This window comes from Streptomyces tailanensis (assembly GCF_008386495.1).
Taxonomy (GTDB): Bacteria; Actinomycetota; Actinomycetes; order Streptomycetales; family Streptomycetaceae; genus Streptomyces; species Streptomyces tailanensis.
Window position 1 is genome coordinate 131,411 of record NZ_VTHJ01000005.1, and the last position, 15,368, is coordinate 146,778.

The 15,368-nt window shown below is 69.9% G+C and carries 13 protein-coding genes and 3 pseudogenes; 10 read left to right on the forward strand and 6 right to left on the reverse strand.

Annotated elements, in window-relative coordinates; translation table 11 throughout:
• Nucleotides 1–22: 22 nt before the first annotated feature.
• Nucleotides 23–703 carry a GntR family transcriptional regulator gene (locus tag F3T56_RS06340; RefSeq protein WP_149823690.1) on the reverse strand — a complete coding sequence of 227 codons (681 nt, stop codon included), beginning with the start codon at nucleotides 701–703 and terminating at the stop codon, nucleotides 23–25.
• Nucleotides 704–799: 96 nt separating this feature from the next.
• On the opposite strand from F3T56_RS06340, the gene glyA reads away from it, so the two are divergent.
• The 7 genes from glyA to purU are packed head-to-tail and all read left to right on the forward strand — an operon-like array spanning nucleotide 800 to nucleotide 9,346.
• A complete protein-coding gene (glyA, locus tag F3T56_RS06345) occupies nucleotides 800–2,104 on the forward strand; it encodes a serine hydroxymethyltransferase (protein ID WP_149823691.1) in 1,305 nt (434 codons plus the stop codon).
• Nucleotides 2,101–3,321, forward strand: coding sequence for a sarcosine oxidase subunit beta family protein (locus F3T56_RS06350; protein ID WP_149823692.1), 1,221 nt, complete (start codon nucleotides 2,101–2,103; stop codon nucleotides 3,319–3,321). The genes glyA and F3T56_RS06350 overlap by 4 nt, the downstream gene beginning before the upstream one ends.
• 10 nt (nucleotides 3,322–3,331) lie before the next feature.
• A complete protein-coding gene (locus F3T56_RS06355; RefSeq protein WP_149823693.1) occupies nucleotides 3,332–3,628 on the forward strand; it encodes a sarcosine oxidase subunit delta in 297 nt (98 codons plus the stop codon).
• Entirely contained in the window at nucleotides 3,625–6,501 is a 2,877-nt protein-coding gene (locus F3T56_RS06360; RefSeq protein ID WP_149823694.1) for a sarcosine oxidase subunit alpha family protein, read from the forward strand. Before F3T56_RS06355 ends, F3T56_RS06360 begins: the two co-directional genes overlap by 4 nt.
• Nucleotides 6,494–7,102: a sarcosine oxidase subunit gamma gene (locus tag F3T56_RS06365; RefSeq protein WP_149823695.1), complete on the forward strand. Its 609-nt coding sequence runs from the start codon at nucleotides 6,494–6,496 to the stop codon at nucleotides 7,100–7,102. Before F3T56_RS06360 ends, F3T56_RS06365 begins: the two co-directional genes overlap by 8 nt.
• A complete protein-coding gene (locus F3T56_RS06370; RefSeq protein WP_149823696.1) occupies nucleotides 7,102–8,475 on the forward strand; it encodes an L-serine ammonia-lyase in 1,374 nt (457 codons plus the stop codon). Before F3T56_RS06365 ends, F3T56_RS06370 begins: the two co-directional genes overlap by 1 nt.
• Before the next feature lie 4 nt (nucleotides 8,476–8,479).
• Nucleotides 8,480–9,346, forward strand: coding sequence for a formyltetrahydrofolate deformylase (purU, locus tag F3T56_RS06375; RefSeq protein WP_149823697.1), 867 nt, complete (start codon nucleotides 8,480–8,482; stop codon nucleotides 9,344–9,346).
• Between the two features lie 80 nt (nucleotides 9,347–9,426).
• On the opposite strand, the pseudogene F3T56_RS06380 reads toward purU, so the two are convergent.
• Nucleotides 9,427–9,540 (reverse strand): annotated as a pseudogene (locus F3T56_RS06380) (SDR family oxidoreductase); the annotation flags it as partial.
• Between the two features lie 248 nt (nucleotides 9,541–9,788).
• On the opposite strand from F3T56_RS06380, the gene F3T56_RS47480 reads away from it, so the two are divergent.
• Nucleotides 9,789–10,223: a hypothetical protein gene (locus F3T56_RS47480; protein ID WP_149823698.1), complete on the forward strand. Its 435-nt coding sequence runs from the start codon at nucleotides 9,789–9,791 to the stop codon at nucleotides 10,221–10,223.
• Nucleotides 10,224–10,306: 83 nt separating this feature from the next.
• Nucleotides 10,307–10,588, forward strand: coding sequence for an integrase core domain-containing protein (locus F3T56_RS47485; RefSeq protein WP_149823699.1), 282 nt, complete (start codon nucleotides 10,307–10,309; stop codon nucleotides 10,586–10,588).
• 116 nt (nucleotides 10,589–10,704) lie between these two features.
• Here the strand turns inward: F3T56_RS47485 and F3T56_RS47490 are convergent.
• From F3T56_RS47490 to F3T56_RS06400, 3 genes and pseudogenes are all read right to left on the reverse strand, one after another.
• Nucleotides 10,705–11,583, reverse strand: a pseudogene (locus tag F3T56_RS47490) (LLM class flavin-dependent oxidoreductase); the annotation flags it as partial.
• Between the two features lie 42 nt (nucleotides 11,584–11,625).
• Nucleotides 11,626–12,933, reverse strand: a pseudogene (locus F3T56_RS46890) (CocE/NonD family hydrolase); the annotation flags it as partial.
• A 52-nt stretch (nucleotides 12,934–12,985) separates the two neighbouring features.
• Nucleotides 12,986–13,801, reverse strand: a complete 816-nt coding sequence (locus tag F3T56_RS06400; protein ID WP_172638827.1) for an oxidoreductase — start codon at nucleotides 13,799–13,801, stop codon at nucleotides 12,986–12,988.
• A 261-nt stretch (nucleotides 13,802–14,062) separates the two neighbouring features.
• Here F3T56_RS06400 and F3T56_RS06405 point away from each other — a divergent pair, with 261 nt between their 5' ends.
• Complete coding sequence (locus F3T56_RS06405; RefSeq protein ID WP_149823701.1) at nucleotides 14,063–14,596, forward strand: TetR/AcrR family transcriptional regulator; 534 nt, start codon at nucleotides 14,063–14,065, stop codon at nucleotides 14,594–14,596.
• 87 nt (nucleotides 14,597–14,683) lie between these two features.
• On the opposite strand, the gene F3T56_RS06410 is transcribed toward F3T56_RS06405, so the two are convergent.
• Entirely contained in the window at nucleotides 14,684–15,253 is a 570-nt protein-coding gene (locus F3T56_RS06410; protein WP_149823702.1) for a TetR/AcrR family transcriptional regulator, read from the reverse strand.
• Nucleotides 15,254–15,368 lie beyond the last annotated feature (115 nt).

Below are 15,368 nucleotides of genomic sequence, written 5' to 3' on the forward strand. Positions count from 1 at the left end.
AGGGGCGAAAGAACCCCGCCACTCAGATGGCCTCGCGAATGGCCCGCTCGAAGTCCTCCACATGACTGCGGGCCAGCCGCGCCGCCTTGTCCGGATCACCATCGACGATCGCCTCGATCAACGGCCCGTGCTCCTCGACATGCCCGGCCATGTCGGACAGCCGGTCGATGAACAGGCACCAGATGCGGGTCGCCAGGTTGTCGTGGCGGACGAGCGTGTCCTCCAGGTACGGATTGTGCGCGGCGGCGTAGATGGCCCGGTGGACCTGAAGGTCGAGGTGCATGAGCTCGGCGGCGTCGCCCCGCCGGGGATCCACGCCCGCCAGCTCCCGCCGTAGGCCAGTCAGCCTCGCCCGGTCCGCCGCCGTGGCCCGACGCGCGGCCTGGCCGGCGGCCAGCGGCTCCAGCTCCTGGCGCACCTCTGAGATATGGGCCAGGTCGGTGATGTTGACCTCGGTGGCGAAGGTGCCCCGCCGGGGATAGGTCGTGATCAGCCGCTCGTACTGGAGCCGCTTCAGCGCCTCACGCACCGGCGTCCGTCCGACACCGAGCGACTGCCCCAGCTGCTCCTCGTTGATCGGCGCGCCTGGGCGGATCTCGAGCATGACGAGCCGGTCGCGGATGGCGCGGTAGGCGCGCTCGGCGAGGGACAGCTCCTCACCCCCGGGCTCCCCGCCCCTGGGCTCGGTCGCCATTTGCTGCATGAAATGCCCCCTTGACCTGTCCGGCGAGCTCACATACCTTACCGCAGAGGCTGATATATCAGTTGCTCATTAGTTGGCTCTCAGGATGGTGCACAGATGGCAACGAACCCGTCGCTCACCACGCTCGCCTCCCCCCTCTCCCTCCCGCTCAGCGAACTCGACCCGGACGTCGCCGCCGCAGTGCACGCCGAGCTGCACCGTCAGCAGTCGACCCTCGAGATGATCGCCTCGGAGAACTTCGCCCCGGCCGCCGTCATGGAGGCCCAGGGCTCGGTGCTGACCAACAAGTACGCCGAGGGCTACCCGGGCCGCCGCTACTACGGCGGCTGCGAACACGTCGACATCGTCGAGCAGTTGGCCATCAACCGGATCAAGGAACTCTTCGGCGCCGAGGCCGCGAACGTACAGCCGCACTCCGGCGCCCAGGCCAACGCGGCCGCGATGTTCGCGCTGCTGAAGCCGGGCGACACAATCCTCGGCCTCGACCTGGCGCACGGCGGTCACCTGACCCACGGCATGCGCATCAACTTCTCCGGCAAGCTGTACAACGTCGTGCCGTACCACGTGCGCGAGTCCGACATGCGCATAGACATGGACGAGGTCGAGCAGCTCGCCCTCGCCCACCGGCCCAAGATGATCGTCGCCGGCTGGTCGGCCTACCCCCGCCGCCTGGACTTCGCGGCGTTCCGGCGGATCGCCGACGCGGTGGGCGCGTATCTGCTGGTGGACATGGCGCACTTCGCCGGTCTGGTGGCAGCGGGCCTGCACCCGAGCCCGGTGCCGTACGCCGACGTCGTCACGACCACCACCCACAAGACCCTCGGCGGCCCGCGCGGCGGTGTGATCCTCAGCCGCGCCGACCTCGCCAAGAAGATCAACTCGGCGGTCTTCCCGGGCCAGCAGGGCGGCCCGCTGGAGCACGTCATCGCGGCGAAGGCGGTGGCCTTCAAGGTGGCGGCGGGCGAGGAGTTCAAGGAGCGCCAGCAGCGCACGCTGAGGGGCGCGAAGATCCTCGCCGGACGGCTGCTGGCCGACGATGTCGCCGAGGCCGGGATCACCGTCCTGACCGGCGGCACCGAGGTCCACCTGGTCCTCGTCGACCTGCGCAACTCCGCGCTCGACGGGCAGCAGGCCGAGGACCGGCTGCACCGCGTCGGCATCACCGTCAACCGCAACGCGGTGCCGTTCGACCCGCGCCCGCCGATGGTGTCGTCGGGGCTGCGGATCGGCACGCCCGCCCTGGCCACGCGTGGCTTCGGCGAGGCGGAGTTCCGCGAGGTCGCCGACATCATCGCCGAGGCCCTGAAGGGCGAACGGCCCGAGGACGAACTGCGCGCCCGGGTCGAGAAGCTCGCCTCCGCCTTCCCCCTCTATCCCCACCTGAACGGAGACGCGGCATGACCACCGAGGCCCTGCCGGAGCACCCGGACTTCCTCTGGCGCAACCCCGAGCCGCGCTCCTCGTACGACGTCGTCATCGTCGGCGCGGGCGGCCACGGCCTGGCCACCGCCTACTACCTCGCCAAGAACCACGGCATCACCAACGTCGCGGTCCTGGAGAAGGGCTGGCTCGCGGGCGGCAACATGGCCCGCAACACCACGATCATCCGCTCCAACTACCTCTGGGACGAGAGCGCGGCGATCTACGAGCACGCGCTCAAGCTGTGGGAGGGGCTCCCGGAAGAGCTGGACTACGACTTCCTGTTCAGCCAGCGCGGTGTCCTCAACCTCGCGCACACCCTCCAGGACGTCCGCGAGGGCATGCGCCGCGTCAACGCCAACAAGCTCAACGGCGTCGACGCCGAGTGGCTCGAACCGGACGAGATCGCCAAGGTCTGCCCCATCCTCAACGTCTCGTCCCGCACCCGGTATCCGGTCCTCGGCGGCACCTTCCAGCCGCGGGCCGGTATCGCCAAGCACGACCACGTGGCCTGGGCGCTGGCCCGCCGCGCCGACGAGATGGGCGTCGACCTGATCCAGGGCTGCGAGGTCACCGGCTTCATCAAGGACGGCGACCGGGTCGTGGGCGTCGAGACCAACCTCGGCCGCATCAATGCCGGCCGGGTCGGCCTCGCGGCCGCCGGGCACAGCAGTGTGCTGGCCGAGCGGGCGGGCGTACGACTGCCCGTGCAGTCGCATCCGCTGCAGGCGCTGGTCTCCGAGCTGCACGAGCCGGTGCACCCCACCGTCGTCATGTCGAACCACGTGCACGTCTACGTCTCCCAGGCCCACAAGGGCGAGCTGGTGATGGGAGCGGGCGTCGACTCGTACAACGGCTACGGGCAGCGCGGCTCCTTCCACGTGATCGAGCAGCAGATGGCCGCCGCGGTCGAGCTGTTCCCCGTGTTCGCCCGCGCGCATGTGCTGCGGACCTGGGGCGGCATCGTCGACGTCAGCCCGGACGCCTCGCCGATCATCGGCAGCACGCCCGTGGAGAACCTCTATGTCAACTGCGGCTGGGGCACCGGCGGGTTCAAGGCCACCCCGGCGGCCGGTTGGACCTTCGCGCACACCATCGCGACCGGCGAGCCGCATCCGCTGAACGCCCCCTTCGCCCTCGAACGCTTCACCACGGGCGCACTGATCGACGAACACGGCGCCGCAGCCGTGGCCCACTGAGGAGGACACCGTGCTGCTGATCAACTGTCCATGGTGCGGTCCTCGGAACGAGACCGAGTACCACTACGGCGGACAGGCCCATGTCGCCTACCCCGAGACCCCCGCCGACCTCACCGACGAGCAGTGGGCCGAGTACGTCTTCTACCGCGACAACCCCAAGGGCCCCTTCGCCGAGCGGTGGGTGCACAGCACCGGCTGCCGCCGCTGGTTCAACGTCCTGCGCGACACCGTCAACTACGAGGTGCTCGCCGTGTACCGGCTCGACGAGCCCCGCCCCGCACTGCCCCAGGCCGGAGGGAACCGATGACCGACCAGCACTTCCGGCTCCGGCACGGAGGCCGCGTCGACCGCGGCACCGTGCTGCGCTTCACCGTCGACGGACGGGAGTTGACCGGGCACCCCGGAGACACCGTCGCCTCGGCGATGCTGGCGAACGGCCTCGTCGAGGTCGCCCCGTCGCTCTACCGCGGCCGCCCGCGCGGCATCGTCGCCGCGGGCGTCGAGGAGCCCAACGCCCTGTTGCAGCTCGACGGCCCGTGCTCGGAGGGCATGGTCCCGGCAACGACCGTGGAGCTGTACGACGGCCTGTCCGCCACGACGCTGTCCGGGATGGGCCGGCTCGACCCGACCCCCGACCCCGCCGTCTACGACAAGAAGTACGTCCACACCGACGTCCTGGTCGTCGGCGCCGGACCCGCCGGCCTCGCGGCAGCCGCGGCTGCCGCAGGCTCCGGCGCCCGCGTGATCCTCCTCGACGACCAGCCCGAGCCCGGCGGTTCGCTGCTCTCCGGGCGCACCGAGAGGGCCGGCGCGCGCAGTGCCATGGAGTGGGTCGCCGACGTCCGCGCTGCTCTGGACGCCGCCCCTGAGGTCGTCGTACTGCCCCGCACCACGGCATTCGGGTCGTACGACGACAATTACGTGCTGGCCCTTCAGCGGCGCACCGACCACCTCGGAGCCGATGCCCCAGAAGACGTCTCGCGCCAGCGGCTGTGGCACATACGGGCCCGGCAGGTGGTGTTGGCGACCGGTGCGCACGAGCGTCCGCTGACCTTCGCCGGCAACGACCGCCCCGGGGTGATGCTCGCCGCGGCCGTGCGCTCGTACCTCAACCGGTACGCCGTAGCCCCGGGTTCGCGGGCCGTGGTGAGCACGACCAACGACAGCGCCTACGACACGGTCGCCGATCTTCACGCCGCCGGCATCGACGTCGCCGCCGTCGTGGACGCGCGCCCCGAACTGTCCCACCGGGCCGCCGAGATCGCCGTGGCGACCGGGGTGCGAGTGCTGACGGGCAGCACGGTGGTCGACACCGCGGGAGATGGCCGGCTCACCGGCGTCACCGTCCAGGCCATCGACGTCGACGGTCAACTCACCGGCGCTCCCCAGTCGTTCGACTGCGACCTGCTCGCCGTCTCGGGTGGCTGGAGCCCGGTGGTGCACCTGCACAGCCAGCGCCAGGGCCGGTTGCGCTGGGACGACGACCTGGTCGCCTTCGTCCCCGACGGGACCGTACGGGACCAGCAGGTCGTCGGTGCGGCGCGCGGGACGTTCGACCTCGACGGCTGTCTGGCCGACGGGGCGCGGGCGGGTGCGCTGGCCGCGACGGAGGCAGGGTTCCCCGTTGCCGTACCGTCGCCCGGCGACGCGCGGCCCGGAGGCCCGACGCGCGCCCTGTGGCTGATCCCCTCCCCCGAGGGCGAACCCGGCGACTGGGACACGCACTTCGTCGACCTCCAGCGCGATGTCACGGTCGCCGACGTGTGGCGCTCCACCGGCGCCGGCATGCGCGGTGTCGAGCATGTCAAGCGCTACACCTCGCTCGGCACGGCCAACGACCAGGGCAAGACGTCCGGTGTCAACGCGATCGGTGTCATCGCAGAGGCCCTCGGCGCGGGCGCGTCCCCCGGCGAGATCGGCACCACGGCCTACCGGGCGCCGTACACGCCGGTGGCCTTCGCGGCGCTGGCCGGTCGTGAGCGCGGTGAGCTGTTCGACCCGGAGCGCACGACCTCCGTCCACAGCTGGCATGTCGCACACGGGGCGCTGTTCGAGGACGTCGGGCAGTGGAAGCGCCCCTGGTACTTCCCGCAGCCCGGTGAGGACATGGACACGGCCGTGGCCCGCGAGTGCCGCGCGGCCCGTGAGGGGGTGGCGTTCATGGATGCCTCCACCCTCGGCAAGATCGAGATCTGGGGCGCGGACGCGGGCGAGTTCCTCAACCGCATCTACACCAACGCCTTCAAGAAGCTCAAGCCCGGCATGGCCCGCTACGGCGTCATGTGCAAGCCCGACGGCATGATCTTCGACGACGGCGTGACCCTCCGCCTCGACGACAACCGCTACTTCTTGACCACCACGACCGGCGGCGCCGCCGGGGTCCTGGACTGGCTGGAGGAGTGGCTGCAGACCGAGTGGCCCGAACTCGACGTCCACTGCACGTCGGTGACCGAGCAGTGGACGACGATCGCCGTCGTCGGCCCCAAGTCCCGGGAGGTCGTGGCCCAGCTCGCGCCCGACGTCGACCTGTCCGCCGAGGCGTTCCCCTTCATGGCCTTCCGCGAGACCACCCTGGCCTCCGGCATCCCGGCCCGCATCTGCCGGATCTCCTTCTCCGGCGAACTCGCCTACGAGATCAACGTCTCCGCCTGGTACGGCCTGTCCGTCTGGGAGCAGGTGTACGAGGCCGGGCAGCCGTACGGCATCACCCCGTACGGCACCGAGACCATGCACGTCCTGCGGGCCGAGAAGGGCTACATCATCGTCGGCCAGGACACCGACGGCACCGTCACCCCGCAGGACGCGGGCATGTCCTGGGTGGTCTCCAAGCAGAAGGACTTCATCGGCAAGCGGTCCTACGCCCGCGCCGACACCTCCCGCACCGACCGCAAGCAACTGGTCGGCCTGCTCCCGACCGACCGCAGCACCCGGCTCCCCGAGGGCACCCAACTCGTCGCGCCGGAAGCCTCCTTGGAGACAGTGCCCGTGCCGATGCTCGGCCACGTCACCTCCAGCTACCACAGTCCGGCCCTCGGCCGCCCCTTCGCCCTCGCCCTCGTCGCCGACGGGCAGGCAAGGAAGGGCCAGACCCTGCTCGCCCCGGTGGGCGAGGACCTGGTGCCCGTCGAGGTGACCGACTTCGTCCTGTACGACCCCGAAGGGACCAAGCGCGATGGCTGAGCCGACGATCGACGCACGGGTGAGCCCGTTGGCGCACCTGGAGGAGCGGATGCGCGCCGCCACCGTCACCGGCGCCCGCGGCGTCACGCTCACCGAGTGGCCGTTCCTCACCATGGTGAACATGCGGGTCGACCCCGCTTCCGAAGCGGCCGACCGCATCGGGAAGGCCCTGGGGGCACCGCTCCCCCGTCAATGCGGCGACACCAGCACATCCGGCCCCCACACGGTCCTGTGGCTCGGCCCCGACGAGTGGCTCGTGCTGTCCCAGGCCGAAGTGACCGCCGTGACCTCCGAGTTGCGGGAGGCCCTCGGCGGCGACCCGGGCTCGGTCGTGGACGTCTCGGCGAACCGCACCACGCTGGAGCTGAGCGGCCCGGCCGCCCGGCAGGTGCTGGAGAAGGGCTGCCCGCTGGACCTCCACCCCCGGTCCTTCGCCCCCGGCCGGGCGGTGTCGACCACGGTGGGCCCCATCGCCGTACTGCTCTGGCAGGTCGACGACGGGCCCACGTACCGGCTGTTCCCGCGGTCCTCGTTCGCCGATTACCTGGCGCGCTGGCTCATCGACGCGATGAGCGAGTACCGCGGGCCCGAGGTCCCCTGATGGCGCTCAGCGCGTTCGACCTGTACTCGGTCGGCATCGGCCCCTCCTCCTCCCACACGGTGGGGCCGATGCGGGCGGCCCGGCGCTTCGTCCGGCGCCTGGACGATGAGGGCCTGCTGCTCTCCGTCGGCCGGGTGCGGGCCGAACTGTTCGGGTCGCTCGGCGCGACCGGGCACGGGCACGGCTCCGACAAGGCGGTCGTGCTCGGCCTGGAGGACGAGGATCCCGCCACCGTGGACACCGACCGGGCCGACGGTCGGGTGGCGGAGGTGCGCGACAGCCACAGCCTGCTCCTGGGCGGCAAGCACCGGATCGGTTTCGACAGCGATGCCGACCTGGTCCTGCACCGGCGCAAGTCCCTGCCCGCGCACCCCAACGGCATGGTGTTCCACGCCTTCGCCGACGACGGCCGGGTGCTGGACGAGCGGACCTATTACTCCGTGGGTGGCGGCTTCGTCGTCGACGAGGCCGCCACCGGCGCCGACCGCGTCGTCGCGGACACCACCCGGGTGCCCTTCCCCTTCGACTCGGCAGCCGAACTGCTGGCGCACTGCGCACGGGAGGCCCTCTCCATCAGCGACATCATGCTCGCCAACGAGCAGGCGTGGCGGCCCGAGGCCGAGGTACGCGCGGGACTGCTCGACCTGTGGTCGGTGATGCAGGCGTGCGTGGAGCGCGGATGCCGACGCGAAGGGGTGCTGCCGGGCGGCCTGCGGGTGCGACGCCGCGCACCGGCGCTGTTCCAGGACCTCGACTCGACGGCCGACGATCCGGATCCGCTCCACGTCATGGACTGGGTGAACCTGTTCGCCCTGGCCGTCAACGAGGAGAACGCCTCCGGGGGCCGTATCGTGACCGCCCCCACCAACGGGGCGGCCGGCATCATCCCCGCCGTGCTGCACTACTACGCGCGGTTCGTGCCCGGGGCCGACGACGACGGTGTGGTGCGTTTTCTGCTGACCGCCGCCGCGATCGGCATCCTGTTCAAGCAGAACGCCTCCATCTCCGGCGCCGAGGTCGGCTGTCAGGGCGAGGTCGGTTCGGCCTGCTCCATGGCGGCCGGGGCACTGTGCGAGGTCCTCGGCGGGACGCCCGCGCAGGTCGAGAACGCCGCCGAGGTCGGCATCGAGCACAACCTGGGGCTCACCTGCGATCCGGTCGGCGGCCTGGTCCAGATCCCCTGCATCGAGCGCAACGCCGTAGCGAGCAACAAGGCGATCAACGCCGCACGGCTCGCCCTGGCCGGTGACGGCACGCACAAGGTCACGCTGGACAAGGCCATCAAGACCATGCGCGACACCGGCCGGGACATGAAGGTCAAGTACAAGGAGACCGCCCGCGGCGGCCTCGCCGTCAACGTAATCGAGTGCTGACACCATGACTGACTTCGCAGCTGTTGAGTACGTACTCACCGTCGACTGCCCCGAGGCGCCCGGCATCGTCCACGCCGTCTCGCGGTTCCTTCTCGAACACGACAGCGACATCGTCGACAACCATCAGTTCGGCGACCGCCGCGACGGCCACTTCTACATGCGGGTGCGCTTCGCGACGTCCGGCAGCGAGAACACCACCGAGGTGCTGCGCCGCGACTTCGCCGCCGTGGCCGCGCCGTTCGCCATGCGGTGGCACCTCGAACCGGTCGGGACCCGGCGCCGCGTGCTGGTGATGGTGTCCCGCTACGGCCACTGCCTCAACGACCTGCTCTTCCGCACCCGCAGCGGCGACCTGCCCATCGACGTGGTCGCCGTGGTCTCCAACCACCGCGACCACGAGGCACTCGTCACCTGGCACGGCATCCCGTTCTTCCATGTTCCGGTCACCGCCGCGACCAAGCCCGAGGCCGAAGCCCGACTCCTGGAACTCGTCGACGAGTTCGACGTCGACCTGGTCGTCCTGGCCCGCTACATGCAGGTGCTATCCGACGACCTGTGCACCCGACTGGCCGGCCGGACGATCAACATCCACCACTCGTTCCTGCCGAGCTTCAAGGGTGCCAAGCCCTACCACCAGGCACACGACCGCGGCGTCAAACTCGTCGGCGCGACCGCCCACTACGTCACCGCCGACCTCGACGAAGGCCCGATCATCGCCCAGGAGGTCATCAACGTCGACCACAGCCACACCCCCGAAGACCTCGCCGCCATCGGCCGCGACGCGGAGTCGGCAGCCTTGGCCCGAGCGGTCCGCTGGCACTGCGAGGGCCGGGTGTTCGTCCAGGGCAGGCGCACGGTGATCCTCCGCTGACAGCCGGACGCCTCTTCACCGCCAAACGGATCGCCGCCCCCGGTCGGGGGCGGCCATCCGTTCGCATATGGCTGGGGGCTTCACAAGTTGGTGGCTGTGACGCCACCGTCGACGACGAGCGCGTGGGCGGTGATGTAGCTGGAGTCGGGCGAGCAGAGGAACGAGACCGCGGCGGCGATTTCTTCGGGAGTTCCCTGTCGTGAGGCTTGCCGAGCTCGTCACCGAACCGCTGCCGCCGGGGGTCGTGAACGTGGTGACGCGCACGGGCCGCGTGGTCGGCGCCCCGCCTGGCGGAGCGGCCCCGACGTGGCCATGATCGCGCTGACCGGGTCGGTCGGCAGCGGCCGCGCCGTCGCACGCGGGCCGCCGAGTCCCACCAAAAGATGCACCAACCCTCTGACCAGCCCCTTTACGGAACCACTTCCGCCTGGCAGAAGCCGCCTTGCGTGGCAGCCCCAGCCCTCAGGACCCTGTTCCCAACCACGGCACGCGGGGCGAGGACGCCCCGCCGACAGTGATCGTCGTCGGCATGCTCAAGAGCGGCACCCGCAAGACCACCTCCGCCTGGTTCATCGCCCTCTACTACGCCGTCGTCCTCGACCTGCCCACGCTGCAGCTGGACGCCGACGCCACCAGCCAGTCCGCCTACGACTGGTTCAGGGTCGCCCAGGCCGAGAGCTTCGGGATCCCGGCCAACCTGGTGGTCGAGCGGTACCCGTTCGACGACATCGCCGAGTACATCCGCGCCAAGCGGTCCGAGTTCGGCGCGATCGTGGTCGACGCCGGCGGCGGCAGCGCCCGCATCTTCCACGAGGCTGTCACCGAGGCGAACCGGCTGATCGTGCCGGTCGCCCCCACCAAGATCGAGCGCCACTGATATCCAGGGCGATCCGTAACGCGGCACGGAACAGGAACCTCTCGGCCGGCGCGATATTTCACTCGGATCGCGGAAGCAACTACATGTCAGCCGAGTTCGGGAGGACGCTGGACCGGATCGGGCTCCGCAGATCTGCCGGCCGCACCGGGATCTGTTTCGACAACGCCATGGCCGAATCATTCTTCGGCGCCCTGAAGAACGAGCGCGTATCAAGGGTGACTTACCTGACCCGCGAGGCCGCCCGGCAGGACATCACTCGCTACATAGAATTCTGGTACAACCGCAAACGCCTCCACTCGGCGGAGGGTTACCGGCCTCCGCGCGAAGTCCACGCCGAGTACGAGAAGTTGCGAATCGCCGCGTGAAATAGACAGTCAGAAGCCTGTCCGGGAAACACGAGGCCCCTCAAGGCCGACCAGGCTGCCCGGTACCGACCAACGACGGCGCGCTTTCCCTCCGTTCGGATAGTGCCTGCGCTGCGCTACCGTGCCGCCTCGTCCTCGATCCCACGGACCAGGTCGATGGCCCGCCCCAGGGCGGTCAGCCGGGCATCGACGGTTTCGCCGGCGGGATAGAAGCGGACGGTGTCGACTCCGGCATCGCGCCACACCCGCAGCCGTTCGCGGACCATGTCCTCGGTTCCGATCAGCGTGGTCGCCAGCACCATCTCGTCGGTGACGAGACCAGCTGCGCCGTCCCGGTCCCCGGCCTGTCAGCGTGCCCGGACGTCCGCCGCCACCTCGGCCCAACCTTGGCGGCTGTAGGCGTTGTTGTAGAAGTTCGTGGTCGCGGAGCCCATGCCGCCGAGGCTGAAGGCCAGTTCCTTCTTGCGTCCGGCCACCATCGCGCGCAGGGTGTCCTCGTCGTCGGCGAAGGCGACCTCGGCGCCCTGGCAGATGTCCAGGTCGGCGCGCTTGCGACCGGCGGCGGCCAGCCCGTGGTCCAGGTGGTCGAAGTACGCCTCCTTGGCGCCCTCGGGCACGAAGCTGGTGCCCAGCCAACCGTCGGCGATCTCGCCGGTCAAGTGCAGCATTCTCGGCGACAGGGTTGCCAGGTATACGGGGATGTCGTGCTCGGGGCGCATCGACAGACGCATGGGCTTCGCGTCCCCGCCTGGCAGCGGGAGCTGGAACTCCCGCCCGGTGTAGGAGACCTTCTCTCCGGTCGCGGCCTGCCGCACGATGTCGACGGTCTCGCGCATCCGCGACAGCGGCCGGGCGAAGGGCACGCCGTGCAGCCCCTCGATCACCTGCGGTCCGGAGGGACCGAGCCCCAGGAGGAAGCGCCCCTCGGAGATCTGCGACAGCGTGATCGCGGCGCGGGCGATCGCCATCGGCGTGCGGGTGCCGAGCTGGATGAGCACCGCCCGGACCCGGCCGGTCACCTCGACGTCCTCGGTGAGCGGGTCGGTGGTGAAGACCAGGACGTCCTCGCGCGCCTCCACGGCCGTCTGGTCGAGCGGCCCGGGACGGAACTCGTCGGTGTTCAGGAGCCCGCCGCCCATGAGGAGCGCGCCGCCGGTGGTGGGTACCGGGTCCATGGGGTCGTAGGTGAACTCCTCGGCCTGCTCGGCGGCGGACGGCGGCTCGGGGGTCAGGCGTCCGTCGGCGCGCAGGTGGAAGTCCGTGTCCACCGCGCGCGACAGGGGCCACTCCGTCTCCTCGCGCCACTGGTTGATCCCCATGACGAACAGCAGCACCTTGCCCGTGTCCGGCTCCGGAGCCTCGCCGCCGTCGTCGCCGAGGATGCGCCGGAACCAGTCGAACTGCAGGTCGTGCAGGCGTCCGCGCATGCCCATGAAGTCGGAGTTCGCGCCGAACCCGAAGTTGACGTCACCGACCACATGCCGCCAGTTGGTGTGCGTCCAAGGGCCCATGACCAGGGTGGCCGACCGGCCCGCGCGGCGCATGGCGGTGAAGTTGTCGAGCGTGCCCTGGCCGAAGATGTCGAACCAGCCGCCGACCTGGAAGGTGGGCAGATCGACCTCGCCGTGCCGGCCCACGACGGTGCAGGACGCCGCCCACTCGGGCTCGCGCCGGGAACGCTCGTAGCCCAGCTCGGGCAGGTCGTGCCGGGCGAACGCGGGAAACCGCCCGGCGGGCAGCTCGCCGTAACCTCCGCTCGCCAGGCCGTCGAAATCCTGCACCAGCCCGGTGATGCCGTTCACCAGCCCGTCCAGATCGGTAGCGTGACGGCGCATCAGGGTGTCGGCACCCTGCATGAGAGACCAGGGCACGGTGATACCGAGCTCGATCGCACCGCCGCGCGTCCACAGGCCGTCGTCCGGATCGGACCACGTGATCAGCGGAGCGATCGCCTTCAGCTCCGGCGGCTTCGACAGCGCCGCCATCCACTGGGTGTTGCCGAAGTAGCTGCCGCCGATCAGGCCGACGGAGCCGTTCGAGCCGGGCAGGGCGGCGGCCCACCGCACGGTGTCGTAACCGTCGCTCTCCTCGTACGTCCACGGCTCCCACTCCCCCTCGGAGGCGAACCGTCCCCGGGTGTCCTGGATGACCACCAGGAAGCCGCGCCTGGCCGCCGCCAGGGGATCGAGCATCATGGCCAGCAGGGGCGACTGCTTGCCGTACGGCAGCCGGCTCAGCAGCACCGGCCACGGCCCCGTACCGCCGGGCCGGTAGACATCCGCGCGCAGCACCGTGCCGTCACGCATCTCCGCCGGAACGTCGAGCTCGATCTGGATCTCCGTCATGCGCTGTTCCCTTGCGTCTTTTACTTGCGGAGTGCTTGAGTGCGGGCAGGCGTCAGCTGGCCAGCTTGTTCATCTTGCGGATCTGCTTGTCGAAGAACTGGGCGGGAGCGAGGCGGCGCAGTATGCGCGCGCGTCCGGCCAGGGGACCGGCGGTGTAGCGCAGCTTCGGTTTGGCGTCAGTCGCTGCCGCGACGATCGCCTTGGCGACGATGGCGGGGGCGTCGCCGTCCCTGACCGCCTCCGCCATCACGCGGTCGACGGTGAGCCGCTGCTTCGCGTAGACGTGCAGGGGGGTGTCAGGCTTCGCGCTGTTGGCCTCGAATCCCGTCCTGGTGTAGGCGGGTTCGACGATGAGTGCCCGGATGCCGTGGTCGCGGACCTCGTGGTCCAGGGACTCGGTGTAGCCCTCGACCGCGTGCTTGGAGGCGGCGTAGGCAGCCATGTAGGGCTGGGGCAGGAACCCGAGTACGGACGAGATGTTGATGATGCGTCCGCGTCGCTGAGCGCGCATGTGTGGAAGGACCTCGTTCACCATGCGCATGACCCCGAAGACGTTGGTGTCGAAGACGCCCTGGGTCTGCTCGACGGAGGTTTCCTCGGCCGCACCCATCGAGCCGACGCCGGCATTGTTGACCAGGACATCGATCCGTCCGAACCGCTCGCTCACCTCCTGGACCGCTGTGGCGACCGAGGCGTCACTGGCGACGTCGAGCCCGAGGAACGTCACGCCGTCGAGCGGGGTGATGCTTGAGGCGTCACGGCTTGTGCCGACCACGTTGAATCCGGCTGCGACCAGGGCGAGCGCGGTTTCCTTCCCGATGCCGGATGACGCACCTGTCACGAGTGCCACCGGCCGGTTCGTCGTCATCATAGATTCCTGACTCGCTAGAAACTGATCAGTTTCCGTTCACGGTAAACTGATCGGTTTCCATCCGCAAGCTCAAACGCCGACCCGATCCGGGCCGTGCCGCCGTCTGCACGCTGAGGCCGATCGGGCTGCGCGGCGGCTGCGGCGTCTCGCCCAAGATGGGGCGGAGCGCTGTTTGTGACGCGCTACAGACAGGAGCCCGGCCCATGGCGGTCGGCCGCCACAAGGGCCCTGCGGACCGGCGCCTGCCAGGATGACGGCATGGCCAGGATCAGTGCGCAAGAGAGACGCGAAAGCGTCGTCCGCGCAGCGATCGCCGAGTTCGCGCTCAAGGGCTACTACGGCACCTCCACCGAGGCGATCGCCAAACGCGTCAGCGTCACGCAGCCGTACCTCTTCCGGCTCTTCCCGGGCAAAAAGGCGATCTTCGTCGCCGCCTTGGTAGGGAGCATGGAAGACACCCGCCTGGCTTTCGAGCGGGCGACCGACGGGATGGAGGGCAGCAAGCAGGCCCGTGGCGCCATGGCGGGAGCGTACGCGCGGCTGATCTCGGCGCGCCCCGAAACGCTCCTGATGCAGATGCAGGGATACGCCGTCGTCGCGGCCGCTGAGGCAGAGGGCGATGACCAGACGGGCGAGCTCGTCCGGGCCGACTGGATGAGACTGTGGGAAACCGTGCACCTGTCGCTGGGTGCCAATGCCCACGAGACCACAAGATTCTTCGCTTGCGGCATGCTCGGCAACACTCTTACGGCCATCGGGCTTCCCTCCGATTGCCGGGCAGCAGGGGCGTGAGGCCATGCGCGCTGCTTCGGCTGCCGGAGTCGGGCATCAACCCGAAAGAGCGCTTCGGTCGCCGATCCTGCTCGAAGACGGGGCGGATCAGTGCATGTCTGCCGCATCGAGCAGGGTGGTCACAGTGGGCGCGATGAGCCCGGTCAGGTTGTCGGCGCCGATCCCCGCGCGGGCGCTGGCGCCGTCGAAGACCAGGATGAGCTGCCGGGCCAGCAGGTCGGGGTTACTCGCCCCACCCCGTTCGGCCTCGGAACGGAAAAAGGCCGTCAGGCCGGCTTTGATCTGGTGGGCCACCCGGCTCGCGGGGTGGGTCTGATCCTTGAGCTCGATCTGCACAGCCAGGTACCGGCAGCCTTGGAAGTCGGGCGCACCCGCCTGCGACTCCACCCGCTCGAAGACGTACAGGATCCGCTCGCGGGGGGAACGGCCATCATCCGCCGGGGGCAGGGCCCTCGCCACGAAGGCAGCGGCACGCTCCTTCAGGCTCGCCGCCAGCAGTTCATCCTTGCTCTCGAACAGCTGGTACATGGAGCGCTTCGACACCCCCGCCGCCTTGCACAGCGCCTCGACGCCGATGCCGACGCCGTCGCGGTAGGTGAGCGTGGCTGCTGCCTCCAGCAGCCGCTCCCGGGGGCTTTGCTTCACTTCGGTAGTCATACCGCGAGGTTAACTCGAATCGGACGAAATCGAAACCGATCGGTTTCCACGGGGTGTCGGGAGGACACCCGCCGCCGGGCGGACGTCTGAAGGCCGCTCAGAGGCTCGGCGACGG